This window comes from Shewanella sp. ENK2, from assembly GCF_043568515.1.
Taxonomy (GTDB): domain Bacteria; phylum Pseudomonadota; class Gammaproteobacteria; order Enterobacterales; family Shewanellaceae; genus Shewanella; species Shewanella japonica.
Genome location: NZ_CP171406.1, coordinates 537,087 through 562,931, shown reverse-complemented (window position 1 = coordinate 562,931; position 25,845 = coordinate 537,087). Strand labels below are relative to the sequence as shown.

22 protein-coding genes and 1 pseudogene are annotated in these 25,845 nt (G+C 41.2%); 14 read left to right on the top strand and 9 right to left on the bottom strand.

The window, feature by feature from the left end; translation table 11 throughout:
- The first annotated feature begins 1,468 nt into the window (after positions 1 to 1,468).
- The 4 genes from aceB to ACGEDC_RS02620 all read left to right on the top strand — a co-directional run bounded on the left by aceB (position 1,469) and on the right by ACGEDC_RS02620 (position 7,298).
- A complete protein-coding gene (gene aceB, locus ACGEDC_RS02635) occupies positions 1,469 to 3,124 on the top strand; it encodes a malate synthase A (RefSeq protein ID WP_082972227.1) in 1,656 nt (551 codons plus the stop codon).
- An 80-nt stretch (positions 3,125 to 3,204) separates the two neighbouring features.
- Positions 3,205 to 4,530: an isocitrate lyase gene (aceA, locus tag ACGEDC_RS02630; RefSeq protein ID WP_055025689.1), complete on the top strand. Its 1,326-nt coding sequence runs from the start codon at positions 3,205 to 3,207 to the stop codon at positions 4,528 to 4,530.
- 297 nt (positions 4,531 to 4,827) lie between these two features.
- Complete coding sequence (locus tag ACGEDC_RS02625; protein WP_394496272.1) at positions 4,828 to 6,306, top strand: HDOD domain-containing protein; 1,479 nt, start codon at positions 4,828 to 4,830, stop codon at positions 6,304 to 6,306.
- A gap of 101 nt (positions 6,307 to 6,407) precedes the next feature.
- Complete coding sequence (locus ACGEDC_RS02620; RefSeq protein WP_394496270.1) at positions 6,408 to 7,298, top strand: alpha/beta hydrolase; 891 nt, start codon at positions 6,408 to 6,410, stop codon at positions 7,296 to 7,298.
- A gap of 102 nt (positions 7,299 to 7,400) precedes the next feature.
- On the opposite strand, the gene ACGEDC_RS02615 is transcribed toward ACGEDC_RS02620, so the two are convergent.
- The 4 genes from ACGEDC_RS02615 to ACGEDC_RS02600 all read right to left on the bottom strand — a co-directional run bounded on the left by ACGEDC_RS02615 (position 7,401) and on the right by ACGEDC_RS02600 (position 10,100).
- Positions 7,401 to 7,880 (bottom strand): nuclear transport factor 2 family protein, encoded by a 480-nt coding sequence (locus tag ACGEDC_RS02615; protein WP_055025686.1) that lies wholly within the window; start codon positions 7,878 to 7,880, stop codon positions 7,401 to 7,403.
- Positions 7,881 to 7,922: 42 nt separating this feature from the next.
- Positions 7,923 to 8,747, bottom strand: a complete 825-nt coding sequence (locus ACGEDC_RS02610; protein WP_394496267.1) for a zinc-dependent peptidase — start codon at positions 8,745 to 8,747, stop codon at positions 7,923 to 7,925.
- 260 nt (positions 8,748 to 9,007) lie between these two features.
- Entirely contained in the window at positions 9,008 to 9,394 is a 387-nt protein-coding gene (locus tag ACGEDC_RS02605) for a hypothetical protein (protein WP_065108595.1), read from the bottom strand.
- Positions 9,354 to 10,100, bottom strand: a complete 747-nt coding sequence (locus tag ACGEDC_RS02600; RefSeq protein ID WP_055025683.1) for an AAA family ATPase — start codon at positions 10,098 to 10,100, stop codon at positions 9,354 to 9,356. Before ACGEDC_RS02600 ends, ACGEDC_RS02605 begins: the two co-directional genes overlap by 41 nt.
- 667 nt (positions 10,101 to 10,767) lie before the next feature.
- Between ACGEDC_RS02600 and ACGEDC_RS02595 the strand changes: the two genes are divergently transcribed.
- Entirely contained in the window at positions 10,768 to 10,980 is a 213-nt protein-coding gene (locus ACGEDC_RS02595; RefSeq protein WP_055025682.1) for a DUF3820 family protein, read from the top strand.
- A 6-nt stretch (positions 10,981 to 10,986) separates the two neighbouring features.
- Here the strand turns inward: ACGEDC_RS02595 and ACGEDC_RS02590 are convergent, their stop codons facing one another.
- The 4 genes from ACGEDC_RS02590 to ACGEDC_RS02575 form a co-directional block, all read right to left on the bottom strand.
- Positions 10,987 to 11,493 carry a GNAT family N-acetyltransferase gene (locus tag ACGEDC_RS02590; RefSeq protein ID WP_394496264.1) on the bottom strand — a complete coding sequence of 169 codons (507 nt, stop codon included), beginning with the start codon at positions 11,491 to 11,493 and terminating at the stop codon, positions 10,987 to 10,989.
- A gap of 108 nt (positions 11,494 to 11,601) precedes the next feature.
- Positions 11,602 to 11,904, bottom strand: coding sequence for a hypothetical protein (locus tag ACGEDC_RS02585; protein ID WP_055025681.1), 303 nt, complete (start codon positions 11,902 to 11,904; stop codon positions 11,602 to 11,604).
- Positions 11,905 to 12,199: 295 nt separating this feature from the next.
- Positions 12,200 to 13,954, bottom strand: coding sequence for a bifunctional metallophosphatase/5'-nucleotidase (locus tag ACGEDC_RS02580; RefSeq protein WP_394496261.1), 1,755 nt, complete (start codon positions 13,952 to 13,954; stop codon positions 12,200 to 12,202).
- A gap of 215 nt (positions 13,955 to 14,169) precedes the next feature.
- Positions 14,170 to 15,285: a CNNM domain-containing protein gene (locus tag ACGEDC_RS02575; protein WP_394496259.1), complete on the bottom strand. Its 1,116-nt coding sequence runs from the start codon at positions 15,283 to 15,285 to the stop codon at positions 14,170 to 14,172.
- Positions 15,286 to 15,454: 169 nt separating this feature from the next.
- Here ACGEDC_RS02575 and ACGEDC_RS02570 point away from each other — a divergent pair, with 169 nt between their 5' ends.
- The 9 genes and pseudogenes from ACGEDC_RS02570 (at position 15,455) to der (ending at position 24,364) form a co-directional block, all read left to right on the top strand.
- Positions 15,455 to 16,576 (top strand): bifunctional tRNA (adenosine(37)-C2)-methyltransferase TrmG/ribosomal RNA large subunit methyltransferase RlmN, encoded by a 1,122-nt coding sequence (locus ACGEDC_RS02570; RefSeq protein ID WP_055025678.1) that lies wholly within the window; start codon positions 15,455 to 15,457, stop codon positions 16,574 to 16,576.
- Between the two features lie 32 nt (positions 16,577 to 16,608).
- Positions 16,609 to 17,394: a type IV pilus biogenesis/stability protein PilW gene (gene pilW, locus ACGEDC_RS02565; protein ID WP_394498216.1), complete on the top strand. Its 786-nt coding sequence runs from the start codon at positions 16,609 to 16,611 to the stop codon at positions 17,392 to 17,394.
- Between the two features lie 69 nt (positions 17,395 to 17,463).
- Positions 17,464 to 17,649 (top strand): annotated as a pseudogene (locus ACGEDC_RS02560) (helix-turn-helix domain-containing protein); the annotation flags it as partial.
- A gap of 12 nt (positions 17,650 to 17,661) precedes the next feature.
- Positions 17,662 to 18,384 (top strand): RodZ domain-containing protein, encoded by a 723-nt coding sequence (locus tag ACGEDC_RS02555; protein ID WP_394496256.1) that lies wholly within the window; start codon positions 17,662 to 17,664, stop codon positions 18,382 to 18,384.
- Between the two features lie 38 nt (positions 18,385 to 18,422).
- Entirely contained in the window at positions 18,423 to 19,538 is a 1,116-nt protein-coding gene (gene ispG, locus ACGEDC_RS02550; protein ID WP_055025676.1) for a flavodoxin-dependent (E)-4-hydroxy-3-methylbut-2-enyl-diphosphate synthase, read from the top strand.
- A 133-nt stretch (positions 19,539 to 19,671) separates the two neighbouring features.
- Positions 19,672 to 20,946, top strand: coding sequence for a histidine--tRNA ligase (hisS, locus tag ACGEDC_RS02545; protein WP_394496254.1), 1,275 nt, complete (start codon positions 19,672 to 19,674; stop codon positions 20,944 to 20,946).
- A gap of 52 nt (positions 20,947 to 20,998) precedes the next feature.
- Positions 20,999 to 21,619, top strand: a complete 621-nt coding sequence (locus ACGEDC_RS02540) for a tetratricopeptide repeat protein (protein WP_055025674.1) — start codon at positions 20,999 to 21,001, stop codon at positions 21,617 to 21,619.
- A 12-nt stretch (positions 21,620 to 21,631) separates the two neighbouring features.
- Positions 21,632 to 22,819 (top strand): outer membrane protein assembly factor BamB, encoded by a 1,188-nt coding sequence (gene bamB / locus ACGEDC_RS02535; RefSeq protein ID WP_055025673.1) that lies wholly within the window; start codon positions 21,632 to 21,634, stop codon positions 22,817 to 22,819.
- A gap of 78 nt (positions 22,820 to 22,897) precedes the next feature.
- Positions 22,898 to 24,364: a ribosome biogenesis GTPase Der gene (gene der / locus ACGEDC_RS02530; protein WP_372037692.1), complete on the top strand. Its 1,467-nt coding sequence runs from the start codon at positions 22,898 to 22,900 to the stop codon at positions 24,362 to 24,364.
- A gap of 80 nt (positions 24,365 to 24,444) precedes the next feature.
- Here der and ACGEDC_RS02525 read toward each other — a convergent pair whose 3' ends face one another.
- Positions 24,445 to 25,836 (bottom strand): DUF3300 domain-containing protein, encoded by a 1,392-nt coding sequence (locus tag ACGEDC_RS02525; protein WP_394496250.1) that lies wholly within the window; start codon positions 25,834 to 25,836, stop codon positions 24,445 to 24,447.
- Positions 25,837 to 25,845 lie beyond the last annotated feature (9 nt).

Sequence of the window (25,845 nt, the reverse complement as noted above, 5' to 3'; positions counted from 1 at the left end):
ATCTCACTTTATTGCTTTCAACCGATGAGCTGTCCCATTTATCTCGTAAAAGAAAACTCGCTCTCTATTGATATATTTAACATCTCAATACTGGTGATGTTTTGAGCTTTGGCTCAACCACTGCGCTTAAGTTATCGCGTGCTTTATCGATAGCGCATTTAACAGTAGATAATTTAACGAAAGCCCGCTGTTTAACGCTACGTATAGGCTGCTTGCAAGCATGGTAACTCGCGCTTTATCTTTCGGCTACTTTGCATCTTTAAAGCACTAAGAGCTTACTCGCTTGAGTGCAATCTTATCGTCATCTTATCGCAATCTTAAGTTTTAACGGTATCGCTTAATCGTGTGAATAGAAAAGCCAAATGAAAGAGGAAGAGGGGGAAGGGGTAACACTCTCGCCTCACCAGAGCTCATATTGATACTCAAAACATTAATATGCCGTATTTTCTTCGTTGCTTACTGCTTACTGCTTACTTTTTATTGTTCTCGATGTTTGCAGCGACGAGTAGAACCTCAAATAGGAGTATGTTTTTTAGCTAACAGCTAAACCTGGGGACACTGCCACTATCTTGAGTTGCATCTTTGAGCTTATACCAATGACCCCTTCATTCTATCGCTAACGCATGGTGTTCTTTTTTGCTGCTCACAATGGCGCTTTTTCAGTGTAAAACTCGAAATCACAGTTTTTTTAACTTTTTTGTAAAAAAACGTCTTTTTTTCAGCTAAACCAATATTTTTTGTGATGTTGATCGGACTACATCGGTTACTGTCTAGAGTAAATATTCTACATCGCTAATTACGTTTACGTTAACGTAAAATTAAAACGGTTGTTTGAATTGGTTTGGGGTGGTGCTTTAGCTAATATATTGTATTTGTTGATTTTAATTGCTTTACCTTAAGGGCAGTTCAAAACAAACATCTAATTCTACTTTGGTATAAAACCCGAAAAAAGCTGTAATTAAAGATTTACATTGCGTATTTTAATTACGGATTAATTTTCTTTGGTTTGTCTTTGGTTAACTTGTAAGACAATTGACCAATAAAAAAATAAAAACAAAATGGATTTGTTTTAAGTTGTTTTTAATCAGGTACTTATCTTTTGGTTTGTTGTGGTCATACCAATTTATATTGCTATTTTTATTCGCTCGGGAGCAATTTCAAGCTGTTGCAAATGCAAAGGTTTGTCGTTAGGTTTTAGTACGAAACAAACATTTGACGGTTAAATATTGGCTAGTTTGTTTTGAAGATAGAGATGGAAAGGAGCAAGGCCTAAAGAGTTCGTGTAAGACTGTCATTGAGACGACTTATTGAGTTTTACGTAACTTCTTTTACTAACTTAGGACTGGATAACAATGAGTACATCAAGTTTCCAAGGTTAGGTAAGGCAACCTTAGACAAGTTAACGATGAATGACATTTAACGACTACCTTCTCTCTTTTGAAACTGACTTATGCTCAAGGGGCTTAATATGACAGCAGAACAATTAGTGGCTAGATATGCGAAATCCCAGCCAAGTGCTGATACTGAATTACCAACAAGTGCAGAACTTGCATTAATCGGTCCAGAGGTCCCAGGACAAGATACGATATTTAATGATGGTGCTTTATCTTTATTAGCTGCGCTTTGTGAAGAGTTCACTCAAGAAGTGCCTGAACTACTAAGTAAGCGTCAGCAAAAACAGCAACGAATTGATAATGGTGAATTACCAGACTTTTTACCTGAAACTCGTGCTATTAGAGACGGTGAGTGGTCAATTCGAGGCATGCCAGACGACTTGAAAGATCGTCGTGTTGAGATAACCGGTCCAGTAGACCGTAAAATGATTATTAATGCTCTGAATGCGAACGTAAAAGTGTTTATGGCAGATTTTGAAGACTCATTAGCGCCGAGTTGGGAGAAAGTGGTTCAAGGCCAAATTAACCTTCGAGATGCCGTCAGAGGTGACATCAGTTTTACAGCCGAAAATACCGGTAAGCATTACAGCTTAGATGAAGATCCTGCTGTACTAATTTGTCGAGTACGTGGTTTGCATCTAAAAGAAAAGCATGTCGAATTTAAAGGTGAGGCTATCCCAGGTGGCTTATTTGATTTCGCCATGTACTTCTACCACAACTATCATCAGCTTTTAGCTAAAGGCAGCGGTCCATACTTTTACATTCCAAAACTGGAAAGCCATGTTGAAGCACGTTGGTGGGCAAAAGTGTTTGCTTTCGTTGAAGAACGTTTTTGTCTAAAACCTGGCACGATTAAATGTACTTGTTTGATTGAAACCTTACCTGCCGTATTTGAAATGGATGAGATTCTTTATGAGTTACGTTCAAACATTGTGGCATTAAATTGTGGTCGTTGGGATTACATCTTTAGCTATATCAAAACACTGAAGAAGCATGCAGACCGTGTATTGCCTGACAGACAAGCCGTTACGATGGACACACCATTTTTAAGTGCATATTCACGCTTGTTAGTTAAAACCTGTCATAAGCGTGGTGCGTTAGCGATGGGCGGTATGGCAGCATTTATTCCAGCTAAAACACCTGAAGCAAATGAGCAAGTACTGCAAAAGGTTAAAGGCGACAAAGAACTTGAAGCACGTAATGGTCACGACGGTACATGGGTCGCTCATCCTGGACTTGCTGATACAGCAATGACCATATTCAACGATTATATCGGTGCAGGCACTAATCAGTTGCACATTACTCGTGATGTTGATGCGCCTATCTTAGCGGACGAGTTACTCACCCCCTGTGATGGGGAACGTACCGAAGATGGCATGCGTTTAAATATCCGCATTGCGCTGCAATACATTGAAGCGTGGATCCAAGGTAACGGTTGTGTCCCAATTTACGGACTCATGGAAGATGCGGCAACTGCAGAGATATCTCGTACTTCAATCTGGCAATGGATCCAGCATGAAAAATCACTGTCTAACGGCAAACTTGTCACTAAAGCGTTATTCAAAGAGATGCTCAGTGAAGAGCTCGCTAATGTTGAGCAGGAACTAGGTTCAGCACGTTTTAACCAAGGTAAATTTAATCAAGCTGCTTGTTTGTTTGATGAAATTACCACCTCAGATGAACTTGTCGATTTCTTAACGTTACCAGGCTATGAGCTGTTAACCGCTTAAAAAATGGTGCTTCACATTGGGGTGTGAGCACCGATATTAATCAGTAAAACATAACGAATTACACAGGAAGGAGTAACACTATGTCTAACACTAATAAGCAACTAACTCGTCAAGAACAAATTGATGCGATTAAGAAGGATTGGGCTGAAAACCCTCGTTGGAAAGGTGTTAAGCGTCCGTTTACAGCGGAAGAAGTAGTGAAACTACGTGGTTCTGTGGTACCTGAAAATACCATTGCTAAACGTGGCGCAGAAAAACTATGGGATCTTGTTAATGGCGGCGCTAAAAAAGGCTATGTTAATTCTTTAGGTGCATTAACGGGTGGTCAAGCGGTTCAACAAGCAAAAGCCGGTATTGAAGCTATTTATCTTTCTGGTTGGCAGGTCGCTGCAGATGCTAACTTAGCAGGCACTATGTACCCTGATCAATCATTATACCCAGCTAACTCAGTACCTGCAGTCGTTGGACGTATTAATAATTCATTCCGTCGTGCTGATCAAATTCAATGGGGCAAAGAAGTTAACCCAGGTGATGAGAATTACACTGATTACTTCCTACCAATCGTAGCAGATGCTGAAGCAGGTTTCGGCGGTGTGTTAAATGCATTCGAATTAATGAAATCTATGATTGATGCAGGTGCTGCTGGGGTTCACTTTGAAGACCAATTAGCATCAGTTAAAAAATGTGGTCACATGGGCGGTAAAGTATTAGTGCCGACTCAAGAGGCTGTACAAAAGTTAGTTGCTGCACGTTTAGCAGCAGATGTTAGCGGTGTTGATACATTAGTCATTGCACGTACTGATGCAAACGCTGCAGATTTAATGACTTCAGATTGCGATCCGTATGACCGTGACTTTGTCACCGGCGATCGCACCGAAGAAGGTTTCTATCGTGTGAATGCTGGTATCGACCAAGCGATTTCACGTGGTTTAGCTTATGCGCCATATGCTGATTTGATTTGGTGTGAAACGGCAAAACCTTGTCTTGAAGAAGCGAAGAAGTTTGCTGACGCTATTCACGCACAATACCCAGATCAGTTACTTGCTTATAACTGTTCACCGTCATTTAACTGGAAGAAAAACTTGGATGACGCAACAATTGCTAAATTCCAACAAGCGCTTTCAGATATGGGCTACAAGTATCAATTCATCACGTTAGCGGGTATCCATAACATGTGGTACAACATGTTTGATTTAGCTTATGACTACGCTCGTGGTGAAGGTATGAAGCACTACGTTGAAAAAGTACAAGAAGTTGAATTTGCCGCTGCTGAAAAAGGTTACACATTCGTATCGCATCAGCAAGAAGTGGGTACAGGTTACTTTGACCAAGTAACGACTTGTATCCAAGGTGGTAAATCATCAGTGACGGCATTGACTGGTTCTACCGAAGAAGAGCAGTTTTAACCTTTATTAACCTTGTAACAGTTTAGCTGCTTTGCAGCTGATTTCCCCGGTGTTACTCACCTACAGGTTTCACCGGGTTTTTATCCAGTATTTGGAATATTAGCGCAAGCTAGTTGTCGTTCTTAATGCGAGGATTTTTAACTTCCTACCCAGTAAGTTTTCAACCAATCGCTTGTGTTGCGGCTCTTCGGAGCCGTTTTTTTTGATTAATTTTTCGAATGATTTTTGCTAAGAATGCTTCATCCGCTCACATAAAGAGTTATAGTAAAACTATTGTAACAATTGGTGACTTAAGCATTGAAAAACTCTTTACCTATCACTAAAGGCGTCGACTACTGGACCAAGCGTATCAGTGAACAAGAAATGCCTGCTTTGTGTTCAACCGTCAGGGATTTAGAAAAGCTGGCAAAAGATGATGTGTCATCATTAGCGACATTAGGTCGTAGTGTGCTGCATGATAATGCGCTTACCACTCGGATATTACGTGTGGCCAACAGTGCTATTTATAATAAAGGCACTAATCACGTTACAACGGTCAGTAGAGCTGCCGTGGTGCTGGGTTTTGATACCATTCGCAATATTTGTATTACCGCCAAACTACTCACCAGCTTGCTAGAAAATAACAATTTATCTGAGTCTGTGTATCAACGATTAATCAAACTCATGGCGCACTCTTTTCAAGCTGCCATGATTTCGCGGGTGATGATTAAAGATTATGATGAAGCACTTCGTGAAGAAGTGTTTATCGCTTCGTTATTATATCGCATTGGTGAAAGTGCATTTTGGAGCATTGGTGGCGAATTTGTTGATAACTTAGATCAAGCGATATTAGTCTCCCCATCAGTAAAAGATGAAAAGGCTATTGTGCGTGAGCATCTTGGGACATCATTTTCGCAATTAACTCAAAGCATTGCTCGAGCTTGGGGCTTAGGTGACGTATTAACCACATCACTGTCTCACCCTGATGAGAGAATGCCTGAAATAAGGACTATTTTTCTAGCCAATGAAATTTCTGAAGCGTTGAGTCAGCCTCATGTTAACCCAGAAAAGCTCAATGATTTACTCTTAGCTGCTGCAGAAATTCAAGGAATTAGTCTTGAGCAATGTAAGTCGAGGATCAGTCGCTGCGCAGAAGCCACAATGAGGTTAGCTGAAGATTATGGGGCTACTGAGTTAATTCAATACCTTCCCGATACTGCAGAAATCATTTTGTGCTTAGATAAGCCAGAACAAAAACCGCAATTTCGTGATGCCGATTTAGTGCTGCAATTGAAAAAACTGCGTGAATTGACTGAGCATGCCATTCAAAATGCGGACTTTAATCAAGTGGTGCAGACTGCATTAGAAGGTATTTTAGATGGGGTTGGTGTTGATAGATGCGCGGTGATGTTGCTATCGCTTAATCGAAAGCAGCTATCTGCTCGGGTTGTGTTTGGCGAGAGTGCAGAGTTTTTTAAGCAAGAGTTACTAATTGATATGCAAGGGGAGTTGAACCCATTTTCACAGGTCGTTGACGCTAAAAAACCAAGCTTGATTCACTCAGCTGAAAATAGCCAACTAATGTTGGTTCAACAAGGAAAAAATGAAGAGCTTAATAGCAAAGTGAATTTTGCTTTAGGCTTTATGGTTGCGCCAATTGTCGTAAACGACAAAGTAATAGGGGTGTTTTATGCCGATAAGCATGCATCCGAAAGACCTTTGTCTCAGCAGGATTTTGATGGTTTTTGCCATTTGAGTCAGCTGGCTAATTTATGTTTTGGTTTAACAATGAAGTAAGCTTGGGATTGTGCAAGGTTTAGGCTAAAAACTTAAGTTAATGACATTAGCCAGTATTGCCATCAGTTAATATTTTAATCATTTTATTAAAGACGAATTAAATGGAATTAGCATTAGTATCACAGGGTAAAAGCTCCTACATTTTCAAATATTGTACGTTAATCTTATTGGCTGTTATTTTGAGTGTTATTGCAGGTAATTCAGTTGCGAATTCACTTGTGAATTCAATGGCTCAAATCGATAAAGCACAAGTTCAGTCGCAATCTCTTATAGTTGTCGATACTCTCAGACAAAGAGAGATTCCAATAGAGTTATATCTCCCCGAAAAAAGCTTTGCCTGCCATGTCGAGCAGCAGTGTCCTGTGATGATAATTGGTTCCGGATATGGGTTATTACACACAGATTATCAATTTATTAGTCAGCTATTTCAGCAAAATGGATACTTAGTGGTGGCGATTCAGCATGAGTTAGCCACAGATCCTGCATTATCAAGAACGCCGCCATTTATCCAAACACGCGCTGAAAATTGGCAACGAGGTGCTAATACTGTTGATTTTATTTTGCAGCAAAGTCGTCAATACTTGCCTGAGTTCGACTTTGAGCATGTGACATTGGTCGGCCATTCAAATGGTGGTGATATTTCAGTTTGGCTAGCAACCCAAGGTATTTCACTATCTAGTGAGAGTGATAGTGAGAGTGAGAGCAATTTAAAACCAGTATCATCAACAGGCTATGCTGATTACATCGCGCGAATCATTACTTTGGATCATCGACGAGTTCCGTTACCGCGTAATGCCAATATCACGCAGCTTTCGATTAGAGCGAGCGATTACCCTGCTGATGAAGGTGTTTTGCCACTACCGAGTGAACAAGTAACAACTATTTCAGTGGTGACCATAAAAGATGCTAAACATAACGATATGAATGACTACGGGCCGCAATGGCTTAAAGATGAAATCGTCAATATCATCAGTGAGCATATGCAGTTTTAAGGTTTACTACCGTTTCTTTACCTTGTAAAAGCTTACTCAAGCTCTATACAAAGAAAATAGCCAGCGCTTAAACATGCTGGCCATTGAGCTTTGTGTAATCGATTATTTAGCCGCACCAATTAACTTAGCAACGGCTTTGGCGTTTTCATTTGGGACTGCAATACTCAAATGATATTGGACGATTTTCCAACCTTGATCTGTTAATTGCAGAGCACCAGTACCTCGACACAAACCATAGCTGGCACTGTTCAATAGCTCATCAAATACAATGGTATTGTCGAACTGTAATAGTTGCCTAGATTGCACCTCATAGTGCCAACCATCAGTTGGTCTGGCATAACCTTCAAACTCTTTCATATCCCATCGCTCTGTCGCATCGGTACCTAAAAAGACTGCATCAGTATCGTATAAAGAAAAATAACTATCCCAATTTGCCGCACTAGCATCTTGATGCAGTTGGTTAAGTACATTGTCAGCGAGTTGTTTCGATTCGGTTGATATCGCCACTGTGGCTGATGATGGGAGGGATGACATAACCCATAAACTGCTGGTGAGTAATAAGGTAAGAATGGCTTTTTGCATGGGAGTTCCTGTTACTTAAGTTAGCGGATATTGGTCTCACGACTAATGCCAATGAATTGGATCTAGTTGATAAAAACGGCTTAGTTCTTTATACAGCAAAGGATGCTGTTGGTAAAAATCATGGGGCATTTCAAAAAAGGTTTCAGTGATAACGGCAAAAAACTCGGCTGGGTTGGTAGCGCCATAATAGTTAAACAGTGATGGGAGTTGTTGACTCGCGCAGCGCTGCAATCTGTCAAACTCTTGCCCGAGAATCGTTGACCACGCTGAATAGGACGTGATATCTCGCAGCGGCGGCGCGCCATTTGCTTGGCCGTTTTCTTGATCGAGTTGATGTGCAAACTCATGTATGACGACATTTTGTCCGTCTGTCGGATCAGCAGCGCCATCTATGGTGCTTTTCCAAGAAAGAATGATTTTACCATTTCCCCATGACTCACCTAAAAGAATATTACGTTGGTTTGACTGAACTCCAGCAAAATCAGTTCCCTGCTTTTCCACTATAAAAGCATAAGGATAGACTAAAATTTGTCTGAGTTTAGGGTAGTAGTCTGTTTTTCGATTTAATAATAGTAGGCAAGCTTGTGCCGCAATGGTGACTCTCACTTCATCTGTGATAATAAAGCCATCACAGCCTATAAATTCTTTTTCTTCGATAAATACTTGTATGTGCTTTTTGAGCTGTAACTGTAGATCCGTTGGCATAGCTTTAAAGTAAGGGAAACGATGTTTGAGAATTTGACGCCACTGTTTAGGGAAAGCCTGCTTAGTGATCTTTGCACGTCTTATTTGATTGCGTTTCGGCTTAGTGATAATCAAACCAATAGCAATCGTTGAGACGATAATCAAAGCGATAAGAGCAAACATTTGCCTTCCTTGTGTTAAGTCATCATAGATAAAATATCCTGAACCTAAAATAGTTATTGGGCGCAAGTTGTCATAATTCAAGGGTTAATCTGTAGATGCTAAGCTTATTTTAGGTATAGCTAATAAAAATAATATCAAGGATGCGATTTGCGAGTAAAAAAACTGGCAAACAACTTACGTTGCTGCCAGTAAAGGAGGGGAGGGAGATTTATTATTTTTTGCGTCACAATGCTAGTGTTGTCAATCCTGGTTAGAGTTCATTACCTTATTTGTATTTGTTGTTCAATTTCTCGTTGCTCCGCCACTGGCAGTGAGAAATGCTGTTGTATCAGCTGACGGATCAATTTCGATTTTGCTGTATGGCTACTTTGGCTGAGTAGCGTTAGCTGATTAATCGCATCCTCACTTAGCGTAAAGGTCGCCCGTTTAAATGGTGCTGGCTTTTTAGCTAATGGCTCGTTAGCTTCTGTTAACGCAAGTAACTTTTCCATTGCTTGTTTATTTGCGTTTTCAATGCTGTTTGAACTTGAATGCTGTTTTCCCATTGCATACAAGTTGGCAGCCTCAATAAAATCATCCACTGACATTTGTGGCTCAAACATCGTATTACATGGCGTAACGTTTTTCTTGAGATCTGCTAGCCCCATAGGTCCCCCTCAGTTGAGTAACATTAGCGGCATCATTACGTTGCTGAATAATCTGTTCGGCGTTTTGTACCTCTAGAAGCTCGCAGGCAATTGCCCTGATTTCGCTTGCAGCTTTGCCTGTTGGGTCAATTTCGATAACTGATAAGCCAGACTCTTCACTGTCATCGTAAATATTGCGGCTATAGGTAATTGCATCTAGTACATTGATATCGAACGTGTTGCAGACTTCTTTAGCTTCGACAATACGCCCTGCTTGGTTCGGTAAGCTTGGGCATTGAGTGATGACAAATGAGGCTCTCATTTTAGGGTTAATCATTTTACAGGTGGCAATGATGTCGTCCATGTGACTGACCGTTTTTAAGTCCCGGCGCTTAGGTCTTAATGGCATCAATACATGAGATGCGACAGATAACGTCGCTCGCAGTGCAAGGTTATCTTGTCCGCCACAATCAACAATAACGTAATCATAATGCTGCTCAAGGCTTAAAAGATCGTTGCGAATTTTTCCGTATAGTTGAACGCAATTAATCCCGGGTAATTCTGGGTTGTTATTTCTTGCTTGGATCCAATCTGAAGTTGTTCTTTGTGGATCGCAATCAACCATGATAATGCTTGATTTAGCATCTTTTGCGAGAAAAACGGCAATATTTTGTGCAAGGCAACTTTTGCCACTACCACCTTTCTCTCCGCCAACTAATATGATCATTTCAACATCTCCTGATAGGTGTAACGAGAACGGCTATATAAACACTCGCTGCAGTGAACCTGGTGAGAAGGGTATGATGCAATAACTGCGATTTGAAAGCCGAATTATTGAGATGATAAACAGCTCAAACTTCGATTAAATCAGTCATTAAATAGCAACATTTAACTTCAATGATATTAACTTTATGTGCAGTTTTGTAACGGGTCAATTGGCAGTATATTGACTAAAAAGTCATTTTGACTTGATGGTGTTTATTTGACAAAAACTGACTAGAGGCAACTTATTGACAGGTTTGTTTCTTGTCATAAAACGGTAACTGAACTTATTATTTTTTAGTAGGTTAGCGTGTAAAAATATTGACGAGGGGATGCTTGTATTCTGTTCTTGTGTATTTGCAAAAAAGTCTGGGTAACTTTAATAGCTAAAAGCTGCCTTTTAGAGTTTTGTTATTCCTAATCGGTATATATCTTGTGGTACAAAATATGCAAAAACTAACCTAGAAGCTTACAGATAGTACATTGTTAAACGCTATAAGTGGTAATGAGTAATGTTACTATGCCATCACTCACGGTATGATTCGTCCCGTTACCTTGATGAGCAAAGCGCACTGCCTTAGCAGAATAAGCGAGATACGAATCTATTATCTAATTAGTTAGGAAGAGTCAAAATGAATGAAGCGTTATTATTAGAAGCAATTAACCAGAAAATGCCTTTTGGAAAATATGCTGGACGTAAATTGTTAGAACTTCCTGAGCCTTATTTAGTCTGGTTTCACAGTAAAGGCTTTCCTGAAGGAAAATTAGGTGAGCAGTTAGCGCTAATGTATGAAGTTAAACTTAATGGTTTAGAAGAAATGCTGCAGCCATTACTTAAAAAGTAGTGTGAGTTATGTGAGGTCTTTTTTCATGTAAAAACCGTTTATGACCTGTCCTTTTGTGATTTGATAGCTTGGCTGCACTTGCTGGAACCCTTGCTTTAAAAAGAAGCCTTTAGATAAGTAGGATGCATCCACGCTGAGCTCATGATAACCCTGAGCAATAGCCCATTGCTCAAGTGTTTGATAAAGCTTGCCAGCTAAGCCTTGTCGCTGCTTACCTGGGCTGATATATAAACTATCAATATACCCACGATGGTTAAAATCCGTTTCAACATTAATGACACCAATCACTTCCGGCTGTGATGGGCCGTTATTTAATAATAGCCAGCTTTGACTGCGCAAAAGGCGTTGGCGCCAATGTCTGGCTGAGCGAGGGGCAGTTGACCACGCATCTAGATGTGCTTGTGTGTAGCGAGGATGGTCAATGTGCTGAATACATTCGTGGACAAGCAGGCTAACGTTACTAGCATATTGTGGGCTAAAAGGTGCTATTGATTGGTTAGCTGTGTTTTCCATAAATTTTGTTAATGCTGCTTTATGTTGATGCGTATTACGGCAGTTTAACCAAAAAAATCGGCTAATGAAATCATTAACCGATTATGTCTTGTTTGAGGTTAAATCGAATTATTTCTTCTCGATTTTTCCAACAAATAATAATTCGTCAAATGTTTTGTTTAGCGTGCTGCTGGTGAAGTCATTCATCCACATTTGCTCATTCATGCTGACAGTATCGCCTTTAGCGATTTCAACCTGTGGACCCGCAGCCCAGAATGTTTTGTCTTCGCCTTTAACTTGAACATAAGTGTATCCACCGCTGTTCATTGTTTCTAATACTTCACCCTGGTGCATGATACCTGCAGCCCAAGCTGAAGATACGCCTAGTGCTAATGTTGCTGCTGCAGCTAATTTGATCAGTTTTGCTTTCATGAAGTTGTTTCCTATTTGATTAGGCTAAAATTTGCAATGATTCAAGTCATGAATCCACATAAAGATACATCATTAAATCATGAAGCGATCATTGGGTCTGTGATCCGCTGCAGATTTGTGAAGTCTACATTATCATAAATTATATTAACTTAGGCTAATGCACGACTGACTTATGTTGATTGGCATCTTAGTTTGCTTACCAACAATTAACGAAATAACTGGCAAGTCATAGTAAAAGTGTAATTGCTGTTAACTTCAGTAATGGTAATCTCAGCGATTACCCAAGTCAGCTACATTAACGGTGACTGATGTAATGAACATTCGGTTGTAACGGATTTTCAATCAAATTACCGTGCTGCGACACAAAATCGACAAACGCTTCAGGTAATGTCATGGACTCCATATCTTGCTGCCAATGCGCCTTTAACAATGCATCGTAACCTTCTTTACCCGCAGCGGTATAAGCACTTGAAACGCCAATATATAGCTTCTGTGAATCAATCGCTCGCCATTCGCCTTGAGTGAACTCTTCAATTAAGGTGATACGATGATTCATAGGCAAAGTGCCATCATAAAAGTATCGAATACCATAAGTGTAGGGAAAGCTTCCTGCGCCAGTACCTGTTACCCCATTATTTGTTGCCGAGTTAATGGCAGATTCCAAAGCTTGATATAAGAACTTTCCCTGAATTTGATATTTCACCAAAGGTAACTCGAACGGCAAAATGCGCCCTAATACGTCAGCTAATGACAGGTTCCCCTTGATTAATGACTGACGAACACCGCCAGCATTATGCAGCGCAAAGTCTAGTTGTGGTTCTGATAGTTTGGTGGCTTTATACATACTTCGACACACCCAAGGCGCAATTTCACTGCCATGTGGAAAGTGTTTACTCGGAAGGCGTGTATGAATTAAATCTCGAGGAATATGTGCCAATACCTGTTCTTCAAGTGCATTTAAGGCAGGGCGGTAATCTCGCATAATGGTTTGGTGAACCTCATCATTTGCGGCATTATTCAATATTCCTGGGTGAGCTAACAACTGGGAGGTGACTGCATCAATTTCAGCTTGACTGATGTCTTGTAAATCAGCTTTTTTCGCCTGTTTGGCATCGAGTGACACTTTAATTTGTTCATCAATCATAAAGTAATTATTGCCATTTAATGAAAGGCATTGACCACTTTCATTGAACTCAATTTGAGCGAGCCCGAGTACTTCTGCATATTTACTGGCATGAATGATAGGAGTATTGTTAATACGTTCACCGTATTCTGTGTGACTTAGTCCTAAATCTGAAAATTCACCTTGAAGCGTGTGAGAGTGGCCGCCAACAATAACACTTATTCCATCCACTTTTTCAGCCAGTTCACGGTCTTGATCTAACCCTAAATGACTGAGTACAACAATGTGGTATATCCCTTGTTGATGAAGTTTTGCAATGGTGTTTTTAGTGGTGTCGATAGCATTGATAAAGTGGGTGTCAGGATCAGGTCTAGCAATGAGTGGCATTTGATCTAGAGTGATCCCAATAATTGCAATTTGTTTATCGTAAAAGGGTTTGATTAGCACTTTGGCACATTGCTGCTCAGTGTCGTAGTCAAATAACATTGGATGGTGCTTTAAGCGACCTTCTTTATCTTCAAGCTCTTGGCTTAAATCCATATTGCCCGCTAACAAAGGGAATTCGATTCGATTTAAAAATGCCAACACAGGACTATTGCCTGCATCAATCTCATGATTACCTAATACCATGGCATCTGGCTTAAGCATATTCAGTAAATGTGCGTTTGCTGCACCCTGAAATTCACGAAAGTACAATGTACCTTGAAAGCTGTCGCCGCCATGAAGAAACATAAATTCGTGTTGGTTTTTCACCGCCGCGATTCTTGCCGTTTCAATTTGGTGGCCCAAACGGGCATAGCCGCCGGTTTGCGTTTCAGCAAGGTAAGTTTGCTCATTAAACGACAAGGAGAATTGAACCTGACTCGGCTCGAAATTTGAATGCGTGTCATTGATATGGGCAAGTGATAAAGAATAGGTGTTCGGCATTTCGTCCTCAAAAAATGGAAAGAGCGAATTGGATATTAGCCCTTATTAGTAAATGCTTAAGTAATTAACTTGGCGACATGATAATGCGTTAACCCCTTTTTGGGAAACGACTCAAAAAATAAATACGCTGTGAGGGTATTATTATTGGCAAAGTCGTAATAATCATAGTCAAAAAAGGGAGCTAGGCTCCCTTTTTATTGAAATATCAAACTGTTTTATATCGTACTATTTTTGGCCGCAACCTCGGGATCTGGTGTATGCTGGGTTGTTTGTTTTGTAAACTCGCCATCATCAGATAATACGATGCCTTTATGTTTCATTCGCGTGCCCCACAGTTTACGCGCTAATTGCTGCATATCAGTGACAGGGTCGTTTGAATCGACAATTTCTAAGCCTAGTAAAGATTCGACAATATCTTCTAATGTCACAATACCTTCACCTGAGCCGTATTCGTCCACAATCATGGCAATTTTTGTATTGCGCTTAATCATGAGCTCGAAAATCGGTAATATCTTCGCGGTTTCAGGGATCACAAGCAGATTCTTTTTCAACACACCAATAGATTCTTTTGGAGTGTATCGTTCTGCTTGAATAATATTATTACGGTTAACGTAACCGATAATATTATCCGGATCATCTTCGTAGACAGGAATACGCGTAAAAGGTTTCGCTAGAAACTGCTGTACAAATTCACCTTGTGACAAGTGAATTGGTAATTTAAACATGACCGTTCTTGGCGTCATGATTGCAGAGACTGGCATTTCTTTTACTGACAACATTTGGGTCAAAATTGATGACTCTTGTTTGTCTAGTTCGCCTGAACGCAAGCCTATTTCAGCCATCGCACTCATTTCTTGTCTGATATATTGGCCTTCATCGCCTTTCCCCATTAATTTGGTCACTTGAGAAGACATCCAAATTAGCGGTTTAGTTAATCTTTCCATCCAAACCAAAATCAAAGACACAGGCGCAGCGAGTGAACGCCAATAGTTAGCACCTAATGTTTTCGGAATGATTTCAGAAAAGAATAAAATCAAGAAGGTAAGCACACCAGAGAATACTCCAAGCATTTCATCACCAAAGACTTTTGCAGCTTGAGCACCTGCAACAGCGGCACCCACGGTATGGGCGATGGTGTTTAATGTCAGAATAGAAACTAGTGGTGATTCCACATTTTGTTTCTGTTTATCAAGCCGTTTCGCGGCTTTAGGGTTAGTTTTTGCCAAGTTGGCAATATAACTAGGGGTAACAGACAGTAATACCGCTTCAAATACACTGCAAAGAAACGAGATTGCAATGGCGATAAATACTATAATGATAAGAGTTATCATAAAGGTGGAATTACACCTCCATATGGCAGACCAATATTAGTCCAACGAAATTTTAGCACAGTCGTGAAAGTATCAAAGCTTTAATGCAGTGACACTGGCGAAATTTTGTAAGGATCTGTATAATTCGCCGCCCGCTAGCAGGTTTTAGGTTTTTTTGAGGTTACACAAGATGAGTGAGAAAAAGATCAATTTATTGGATCTTGATCGAAAGGCAATGAGAGCGTTATTCACCGAAATGGGCGAAAAACCGTTCCGTGCTGATCAATTGATGAAATGGCTTTATCACTTTGGTGTTAGCGACTTCGAAGAAATGAACAATATTAACAAAGCACTACGCGCTAAATTAGCCCGTAAGTGTGAAGTGGTTGCGCCAGAAATTTCTAGCTTCCAAAAATCTGAAGATGGCACGATTAAGTTTGCTATCAATGTAGGCCAAGGCCAAGAAGTGGAAACTGTCTATATTCCTGAAGAAGACAGAGCCACTTTATGTGTGTCATCTCAAGTGGGGTGTGCGCTAGAGTGTACCTTCTGTTCTACAGCTCAACAGGGCTTTAACCGTAACTTAACGGTTGGCGAAATTGTTGGGCAAATTTGGCGAGTATCGCAATTTTTAGGTTTCCAAAAAGAAACAGGCGAACGACCAATTACAAACGTAGTGATGATGGGCATGGGGGAGCCATTACTTAACTTAGCTAATGTGATCCCTGCAATGGACATCATGTTAGATGATTTTGGGTTTAGCTTGTCAAAACGTCGTGTCACCTTATCAACTTCTGGTGTTGTTCCAGCGCTTGATAAACTGGGTGATGCGCTAGATGTCGCTCTGGCTGTGAGTATTCATGCGCCAAACGATGAACTGCGTGACGTGTTAGTTCCAGTTAATAAAAAATACCCATTAGAAGAGTTCCTTGCTGGTATTCGTCGTTACTTAGCAAAATCAAACGCTAACCGTGGCCGTGTAACGGTTGAGTATGTGATGTTGGATCATATCAATGACAGCACTGATCAAGCACACGAGTTAGCCAAGTTAATGAAAGACACACCGTGTAAAATTAACTTAATTCCATTTAACCCTTATCCTGGTTCGCCTTATGGTCGCTCTTCTAATTCCAGAATTGACCGATTCTCGAAAGTGCTAATGGAATATGGGCTGACTGTTATCGTTCGTAAAACACGTGGCGATGATATTGATGCTGCTTGTGGTCAATTAGCGGGTGATATTCGTGACCGCACTAAACGTCTTGCGAAAAAACGCATGCAAGAGAGTGCTATTTCGGTCACAATGGATTAACTCATTGTTTGTATAGATTAATAGGCGTAAAAATCATGCACGGATTGCCGAAGCTTTTAATGATTGCTACTTTATCACTGCCTTTAGTGGGTTGTGTAACGGAAAGAACGTATACTGGTACGGATATCCCTGTTTCTGAAAGAACCTTGGATAAACAGTCTGCTGCAAAAGAAAGAATGCAATTAGGCCTAACTTACCTTAACCGTGGCAATATGGAGCAGGCAAAGTTCAACTTAAACCGTGCTGTTGAGTATGCGCCGCAATTAAGCGCAGTTCACACAGCGATGGCCTATTATTACCAGACTGTAGGTGATAATGAGCGCACAGAAGAATCATACAGAAAAGCAATTAACACCAGTGATGCAACGGGTGATGCGATGAACAACTTTGGTGTATTTTTATGCCAACAAGAAAAATATTCGCAAGCTGAAGCTATGTTCAAAAATGCGATTAATGCAAAAGAATACACACGTACCGCGTCAAGTTATGAAAACCTTGGCGTGTGCAGTTTATCTGCAGGTGAGCCTCAAAAGGCGAAGCAGTACTTTGAAAATGCATTACGTTATGACCCAAGAAGAAAGTCCACTTTAATGGAGTTAATTGATTTAGCTATTTTAGAGAATGACTACGATAGCGCTAAATTCAACTTAAGCCGTCTTCATCGAGTGGCAGAGCAAACGCCTGAAAGTTTAGCTTTAGGAATAAAAATATCGCGCGAGTTAGCAGATGAGGATGCGGTTAAACGCTATGGTATTACCTTAATTGCCAAATACCCGACATCAGAACAAGCGAAAGAATACAGGGCTACTTTGCATTAATGACAAATAACAATCAAACATCCCAAAAAATGGGAGTGACGCTGAACAGGCAGATATACTTGAAGCAGTATCTACTGCTGGTATGTTGCTGCGTACAGCTCGAGAGAAAAAGGGTTATCGATTGATGCGGTTGCGACCCAATTACATTTACGTCCTGGCATCATCGAAGATATTGAGAATGATAAATTTGATAATATTGCTTCAGCAACCTATGCACGTGGATATGCGAAAAACTATGCCAAATACATCGAAGCAGATGTAGATGCAGTGCATCAATGTTTAGCGCAACAATTGCCAGATGAAACTGCAGCAATGCAGAGTTTTTCTCGCAAAACCACACGTGAAGCCCGTGATAGCCGCTTAACAATAGTGACATATTTAATTGTCCTTGCCTTGTTAGCGCTGCTAGTAGTGTGGTGGGTGCAAAAAGACTCTATGTTAAGTGGGATAGATTTATCCAAACCTACCGTAGAAGAAGTTGCAGCTGCAAATGTTGTTAGTCAAACAGAAGATTTATTAGAGCCAGAAATCGACCCTAACATGGCGTATGTAGAGCCAGCGGATCAGTTAAATGAACAGACTGCCCTGCAAAATGAACAAAGCAACAACTCAGATTTGCCGGCATCATCAGTTCAACCTGTAGAGCCAGCGAGTACTGATGTTGTAATGCTTGATAATGCGCAACAAAATGTGGTCGAGCCTGCGTTACAATCAGCATCCGCTTTGGTTGCTGATAATGTTGCTGCACAAGATGCTATTTCTATGAGCTTTAGTGCTGATTGTTGGGTGAATATCGTTGACGCAACAGGCAAAACCATTGTTGATGGTGTCAAAGGTGTTGATAGAGTGGTTGAAGCACAAGGCGTTGCTCCGTTCAAATTGATCTTAGGGGCTCCACAAGTTGTGACCCTTCAATTTAATGGTGAAAATGTCAGTTTAGCTGACTTTTCAGAAGGCAGTGTAGCGCGATTAACCTTGCCGAAAGTGTAACCTTGATTGTAATTAGATAAGCAGTAGAGCAACAGATTATGTATAACGAATCTCCAATCATACGTCGTCCTTCGAGCCGCATTTATGTCGGCGATGTCCCTATCGGTGATGGCGCACCTATTGCAGTTCAGTCGATGACGAATACTAAAACGACTGATGTCGAAGCTACGGTTGCACAAATTCGCGCACTTGAAAAAGTCGGTGCAGATATTGTGCGTGTTTCTGTGCCAACTATGGATGCGGCTGAAGCATTCAAAGTGATCAAGCAAAGTGTCAACGTGCCTTTGGTGGCAGATATTCACTTTGACTATCGTATTGCACTCAAAGTTGCAGAATACGGTGTTGATTGTTTACGTATTAACCCAGGAAATATTGGCAACGAAGAACGTATTCGCAACGTTGTCGAATGCGCGCGTGATAAGAATATTCCAATTCGAATTGGTGTTAATGGTGGTTCATTAGAAAAAGATTTAATGGATAAATACCATGAGCCAACACCAGAAGCATTGCTGGAATCTGCAATGCGACACGTGGATATTTTAGACCGCCTTAACTTTGACCAGTTTAAAGTCAGTGTTAAAGCATCGGATGTCTTTTTAGCGGTTGAGTCATACCGCTTATTGGCTAAGCAAATCAAACAGCCTTTGCACTTAGGTATTACTGAAGCTGGCGGCGCTCGTGCTGGCTCAGTTAAATCAGCTGTTGGTTTAGGAATGCTATTAGCTGAAGGTATTGGTGATACCTTGCGTATTTCATTGGCAGCCGATCCCGTTGAAGAAATCAAAGTCGGTTTTGATATCTTAAAGTCGCTACGTATTCGCAGTCGTGGTATTAACTTTATTGCTTGTCCTTCATGCTCTCGTCAGGAGTTTGATGTGATCAATACTGTTAATGCACTTGAAATGCGTTTAGAAGACATTACCACTGCAATGGATGTTTCTATTATTGGTTGTGTGGTTAATGGCCCAGGCGAAGCATTAGTATCAGATATTGGGCTAACAGGTAGCCATGGTAAAAGTGGTTACTATGACGATGGTAAACGTCAAAAAGAGCGTTTTGATAACAATAATTTGGTGGATTCATTAGAAGCCAAAATCCGTGCAAAAGCGGCGATGATGCAAAATCGAATCGATATCAAAGACGCAACAGAATAAGTTTGCTTTACATGAAAAATACACCTTACCAGCGATGGTAGGTGTTTTTTTGTGTAAGGCGTGAAAATAAATTAATGCTCTCGGTCATCGATTATTAATCGATCTAATAGAGCAAGTAAGTAGGCGAATCAACGTGGCAAAACAGATCCAAGCAATCCGCGGAATGAATGACATTCTGCCAACGCAAAGCCCATTATGGCAACAAGTCGAGTCGGTTATCCGCTCAACGGTTAGTGCTTATGGTTACAGCGAAATTCGAACTCCAATTGTTGAGTCTACTGACCTTTTTAAACGTTCAATTGGTGAAGTCACCGATATTGTTGAAAAAGAGATGTACACTTTTGCTGATCGCAATGAAGACAGCTTAACGCTGCGTCCAGAAGGTACAGCGTCTACTGTTCGTGCTGGTAATGAGCATGGTTTACTGTATAACCAAGAGCAACGTTTATGGTACATGGGTCCCATGTTCCGCCATGAGCGCCCTCAAAAAGGCCGCTACCGTCAATTCCACCAGTTTGGTGTAGAAGTGTATGGTATTCCAAGTGCTGATGTTGATGCTGAAGTATTAATGTTATCTGCACGCCTTTGGGATTCGTTTGGTATTAAAGAACACGTAAAACTGGAACTGAATACACTGGGTGATACAGCGGAACGTGCTGCTTATCGTGATGCGCTAATTGCATTTTTAGAGCAACACAAAGAACAATTAGATGAAGATTCTAAGCGTCGCATGTACTCAAACCCATTACGAGTATTAGATTCTAAATCACCGCAGGTTCAGGCTATTTTAACTGATGCACCAGCACTGATGGATTACTTAGGTGAAGAATCAAAAACACATTTTTCAACCTTATGTGAACTCTTAGACGCGGTTGGCATCGAATACACAGTTAACCCTCGTCTTGTTCGTGGATTAGATTACTATAATCGTACGGTTTTTGAGTGGGTAACAGACAGCTTAGGCTCGCAAGGTACTGTTCTTGCTGGTGGCCGTTATGATGGCTTAGTGGATCAGTTAGGCGGTAAAGATACGCCTGCTGTTGGTTTTGCAATGGGCCTTGAGCGCATTGTATTACTACTGCAAACGCTAGAGCTTGATAAAGATGTGGCACCTGTTGTTGATGTTTATGTCACAGCAATGGGTGAAAAGTGTGTTGTTGAAGCAATTAAAATTGCTCAAGAGTTGCGTCAAAACCTGCCAACGCTTAAAGTCATGACTCATTGTGGTGGCGGTAACTTCAAAAAGCAGATGAAACGTGCAGATAGAAGTGGTGCTGAATACGCACTTATCATTGGTGAAGATGAAATTGCTAACCAGCAAGTCGCCGTTAAACCATTGAGAAATAAAAACGAACAACTTTTGGTTGCCCGAGCTGATTTGGCGACCACGATTAAATCATTATTTTAATGTCAGCGTGACGCTGATATAAAACAGAACTGAATAGAAAGGGGAAGTGCGCGTGGAAATTTATAGCACAGAAGAACAACAAGTCGATGCTATTAAGCAGTTCTGGAAAGATTACGGCAGCTCAATCATTGTTGGCGCTGTAGTAGGTCTGGGTGGATTATACGGTTGGAACTATTATTCTGACGTCAAATTAGAAAATGCAGAAGCCGCTTCTGAAGCATTCCAAAGTATCAGTGCTAATTCAGCTGATAGCGCAGCGGTAATGGCTGCAGTGAGCGAGTTTGGTCAACAACACGATCAACAAGGTTACCAAGCGTTGCTAGAGTTAATGGCGGCAAAAGCAGCTGTTGAAGCGGGTGATTTAGATAAAGCAGAAACTGCTTTTACAAAAATTATTGCTTCAAATCCAGGTGCTTCTTTAGCGTCACTAGCAACAATTCGTTTATCACGAGTTCAAGCAGAGCAAGGTAACTTAGGCACTGCACTTGCAACATTAGATCAAGTGACAGATGAAGCATTTAATGCCCAGCGTGATGAATTAAAAGGTGACTTTTTAGTACGTCAAGGCGATATGGATAAAGCACGAGTTGCTTATCAAGCTGCAATTGATAATGGCGGTGCATTAGCAAGCCCAGCGCTACAAATGAAGCTAGACAATTTAAACAAGGCATAAGGAATTAGCCGAATGAAGTCTTTATGCAAAACCTTGCTTGCTGCTGGATTAAGTGTCGCAATGCTATCGGCTTGTTCTTCAAGTGATACCGAAGAAGAAGTCGTAACAGAACTTACAGAAATTCAAGCGACTGTCTTTCCTGAAGTGAACTGGGAAGTAAACGTTGGCAATGGTGTAGGCGATTACTACTCGCAGTTAAAACCAGCTATTTTTTATGGTCACGTGTATGCCGCTGATCGTAATGGGACAGTTGTTGCTTATAATGAAGAAACTGGTGAAGTCGCTTGGCGTAAAGATTTAGCGTCAGAATTTAAAGATACTGCGCTGGCTAAAACAAAAGAAGCACGTATCGCTGCGGGTGTAACCGTTGGCCGTAACAAAGTATTTGTGGGTGGTGAGTCAGGTTTATTAGTTGCTTTAGATGCAAAAACGGGTGAAACCCAGTGGAGCGCTATCGCAAGTGGTGAGTTACTGTCAGTTCCTACGGTATCGGAAGATTCTGTCGCAGTGCATACCAGTGATGGTAACCTGGAGTCTTTTTCAATTGCAGATGGCACCAAATTATGGAGTCATGAAATGCAACTACCTAACTTGACCCTTCGTGGAACAGGTGCTCCAGCATATGATTCTGGTGGTTTCTTCCTTGGTACGGCTGATGGTAAAATAGCGGTAGTAGTAAAAAATAACGGTCAAGTTGCTTGGGAACAAGCGGTATATAATCCAACCGGTGGTAACGAGTTTACTCGTATGGCCGATGTGGACATGACACCGTTAATTTTGGGCGATAATTTATACGCGGTAAGTTACAATGGTAACCTAGTGTCAATGGAGCTGAGAACGGGTCGTGTTGTTTGGACACGTAAGTATTCAAGCTTTAATGAATTGGCCTATGCAGGTGTTGGACTATACTTAGTCGATGACCATAGTCGTATCTATTCAGTAGACAGACGAAATGGTTTAGAGCTTTGGAGTAATACTACGTTAACAAACCGTAGCTTAACATCTCCTGCCGTTATTGGTTCTTATATTGTTGTAGGTGACTTTGAAGGTTATCTACACTTTATCGACCGCAACACTGGCGAAGTCGCTGGGCGAGTTGAGGTTGATAGTGATGGTTTATTCTCACAACCGGTTGTGGTTGGAGACAAGGTATATGTACAAGGTCGTAGCGGAAAGCTAGCGACTGTTGTTCTGCCATAATTAAACCTGAAACCCTATTAGAGCCCCTGGAAGTGTGTTCCGGGGGCTTTTTATTTAAAAGTTTTTAGAGGCAAAATCATGATCCCTGTAGTGGCCCTTGTCGGGCGACCTAATGTTGGTAAGTCAACTTTATTTAACCGTCTTACTCGCACAAGAGATGCGCTTGTCGCCGATTTTCCAGGTTTAACTCGTGACCGTAAATATGGTCGTGCTTTTTTATCTGGTTACGAATTTATTGTGGTTGATACTGGCGGTATCGATGGCACTGAAGAAGGGATCGAAACCAAAATGGCTGAACAGTCGCTAGCGGCGATTGAAGAAGCTGATGTTGTACTGTTTTTAACGGATGCTCGTGCCGGCTTAACAGCTGCGGATTTAGCCATTGCTGAGCATTTACGAAGCCGTGATAAAACGACTTTCGTTGTTGCAAACAAAGTTGACGGTATTGATGCTGATTCTGCTTGTGCTGAATTTTGGTCACTGGGTTTAGGTGAAGTTTACCAAATGGCTGCGGCTCAAGGTCGTGGTGTCACAAATATGATTGAATACTCACTAGCACCGTATGCAGAAGCGATGGGTATCAAGCGTGAAGAAACAGATGAGCAAGACGAAGACGTTCGTGAGTATACTGAAGAAGAAGCTGAAGCTGAGCAAGAGCGCTTGCAAAGTTTGCCAATCAAATTGGCTATTATCGGTAAACCCAATGTAGGAAAATCAACGCTGACTAACCGTATTTTAGGTGAAGAACGTGTTGTTGTTTATGATGCTCCTGGTACGACTCGTGACAGTATTTATATTCCTATGGAACGTGAAGGTCGTGAGTACGTGTTGATTGATACTGCTGGTGTTCGCCGCCGTAGCAAAGTGCATGAGACAATCGAAAAATTCTCTGTTATTAAAACCCTGAAAGCGGTTGAGGATTCAAACGTTGTTCTACTTGTTATCGATGCGCAAGATGGTATTACAGAGCAAGATCTTGGTCTATTAGGTTTTGCGTTAAACGCAGGGCGTGCAATTGTATTAGCAGTGAATAAATGGGATGGTCTTGACCAAGACTTTAAAGAAAGTGTTAAAAGCGAACTTGATCGCCGCTTAGGCTTTATTGATTTTGCCCGCATTCATTTTATTTCAGCACTTCACGGAACAGGCGTTGGCCATTTATATGAGTCTATTGAAGAAGCTTACGACAGTGCGACTCGTCGTGTGAGTACTTCAATGCTGACACGTATTATGCAAATGTCACAAGATGATCATCAGCCACCGTTAGTGCATGGTCGCCGTGTTAAATTGAAATATGCTCACGCAGGTGGATATAACCCGCCAATCGTCGTGGTGCATGGTAACCAAGTAAGCAAATTACCGGATTCATACAAACGCTATATGATGAATTACTTCCGTCGTTCATTAAAAGTGATTGGTACGCCGATTCAAATTCGTTTCCAAGAAGGTGCGAACCCGTTCCAAGGTAAGAACGAAAAGCTAACCATTAGCCAAGAGCGTCGACGTAAACGCGCTATGAGCCATATTAACAGCCGTAAAAAGTAGTATTAAACGCTATTTATTGCCAATAAAAAGCCTGAATGATGTTCAGGCTTTTTTTATGGCATAAATTTATAGCTCACTATTTAACGTACTTTTTGTTTAGGTGCACTTGTACGATGACTTCGTTGAGCAGTACTTCTTTGAGACGACATCCGTGGAGTTGACGCTTTATAAGATGAATTTCTTGATTGGGTCATCGTCTTATTATGACTTGAACGGGTAGCACTTGTACGATTCGAAGCGTACTGTTTTGAGCTCGCTGCACTTTTCATTTGATGTGATTTCACCTTATTTTGATGGCTTGATGCTTTTGCGTTCGACGGGCTTTTATAGGCTGTCGACTTATGGGTATTTTTATTTCCATGGGCGCTTTTGTTCACATGTGTGCTTCTGTTCAAATGCGCCGCTTTATTCGCCTTTGTTGCCTTGTATGCTTTATCGGATTTAACCGATTTACTGACAGCATGCGCCTTATTGTGCTTCAGCGCTTTATTGACTCTTTGCTGCGACTGCTTGGCATAATGTGATTTATTAAGCTGGCTGCTTTTGATGCCATGCTTAGTTGAATGATGAGCCACCTTGACCTTGTTATGACGTAGCTTATCGTAACGGTGGCTGACTTTCGGCGACTTATACGCAACACCTCGTCTATGAGTCGGACTATGCTTCCAACGCTTTGAGCCGCTGCTATAAGCTATTTTATGTGGCTTGCGGTAATATCGGGTGTGACGGTGATTAACCACGACAACTCGATGATGTGACCAGTGGACTGCACCAAAGAAATAATTAAAGTTGATGTAAACACTCGGCCCCCAATATATCGGGCGATGTGGTCGATAGTAGGCGTAAGCGGGGTAATGCCAATAGACTGGTGGGTAAGCATGCCAGCGCCAGTGACCGTATACAATTCTTGGGTCATAAACTGGCACGTAAATGACTTCAGGTTTTGCCGGTTCAATAATGATTTGTTTTTCAACGCGGGTAACGGTCATGTTATCCATATTATCGAAGCTATCAGCATCATCTGCTTGTTGTCTTAGTGTTTGAATGCTTGCAAGAACACTTGCTTCATCTTGTAAAAATGCTTCCCCTAAATGTTGAGTCCAGGCTAAGTCTTCATTGAGCTTTTCAAGTACTGTAGGAAAGGCCACTAATGCGGTCACGCTTGGATCCCATGACTGTGATTCAGCTTGCTGCATCTTCTGCTCGCTTGATAAATGCTTGTGTTGTTCCTCCCAGCGACGAGCTTGTACAACTTCTAGTGGGTATGTCGATGCAATTAAAATATGCGTCAGTAAACTATCAGGATAAAGCGCTATTGGCGCGAGCATTTGCGCCAATTCAGCTTCAGATGGCAGAGTTTGTTGATACTGCGTGTCATTATTGTCAGAGGCGATGACCGAGAAAGGCACCAGCAAGCTCAGACTGATAATGCCAGCCTTGAGTAGCTTATGTGGAAAATGCAGTCGTCTCATAAAATCTCC

Excerpts from the sequence above, each read along its gene's own strand:
- aceB (WP_082972227.1), top strand. The coding sequence starts at position 1,469 with ATGACAGCAGAACAATTAGTGGCTAGATATGCGAAATCCCAGCCAAGT.
- aceA (WP_055025689.1), top strand. The coding sequence starts at position 3,205 with ATGTCTAACACTAATAAGCAACTAACTCGTCAAGAACAAATTGATGCG.
- ACGEDC_RS02620 (WP_394496270.1), top strand. The coding sequence starts at position 6,408 with ATGGAATTAGCATTAGTATCACAGGGTAAAAGCTCCTACATTTTCAAA.
- ACGEDC_RS02615 (WP_055025686.1), bottom strand. The coding sequence starts at position 7,880 with ATGCAAAAAGCCATTCTTACCTTATTACTCACCAGCAGTTTATGGGTT.
- ACGEDC_RS02610 (WP_394496267.1), bottom strand. The coding sequence starts at position 8,747 with ATGTTTGCTCTTATCGCTTTGATTATCGTCTCAACGATTGCTATTGGT.
- ACGEDC_RS02605 (WP_065108595.1), bottom strand. The coding sequence starts at position 9,394 with ATGGGGCTAGCAGATCTCAAGAAAAACGTTACGCCATGTAATACGATG.
- ACGEDC_RS02600 (WP_055025683.1), bottom strand. The coding sequence starts at position 10,100 with ATGATCATATTAGTTGGCGGAGAGAAAGGTGGTAGTGGCAAAAGTTGC.
- ACGEDC_RS02595 (WP_055025682.1), top strand. The coding sequence starts at position 10,768 with ATGAATGAAGCGTTATTATTAGAAGCAATTAACCAGAAAATGCCTTTT.
- ACGEDC_RS02590 (WP_394496264.1), bottom strand. The coding sequence starts at position 11,493 with ATGGAAAACACAGCTAACCAATCAATAGCACCTTTTAGCCCACAATAT.
- ACGEDC_RS02585 (WP_055025681.1), bottom strand. The coding sequence starts at position 11,904 with ATGAAAGCAAAACTGATCAAATTAGCTGCAGCAGCAACATTAGCACTA.
- ACGEDC_RS02580 (WP_394496261.1), bottom strand. The coding sequence starts at position 13,954 with ATGCCGAACACCTATTCTTTATCACTTGCCCATATCAATGACACGCAT.
- ACGEDC_RS02575 (WP_394496259.1), bottom strand. The coding sequence starts at position 15,285 with ATGATAACTCTTATCATTATAGTATTTATCGCCATTGCAATCTCGTTT.
- ACGEDC_RS02570 (WP_055025678.1), top strand. The coding sequence starts at position 15,455 with ATGAGTGAGAAAAAGATCAATTTATTGGATCTTGATCGAAAGGCAATG.
- ispG (WP_055025676.1), top strand. The coding sequence starts at position 18,423 with ATGTATAACGAATCTCCAATCATACGTCGTCCTTCGAGCCGCATTTAT.
- bamB (WP_055025673.1), top strand. The coding sequence starts at position 21,632 with ATGAAGTCTTTATGCAAAACCTTGCTTGCTGCTGGATTAAGTGTCGCA.
- der (WP_372037692.1), top strand. The coding sequence starts at position 22,898 with ATGATCCCTGTAGTGGCCCTTGTCGGGCGACCTAATGTTGGTAAGTCA.
- ACGEDC_RS02525 (WP_394496250.1), bottom strand. The coding sequence starts at position 25,836 with ATGAGACGACTGCATTTTCCACATAAGCTACTCAAGGCTGGCATTATC.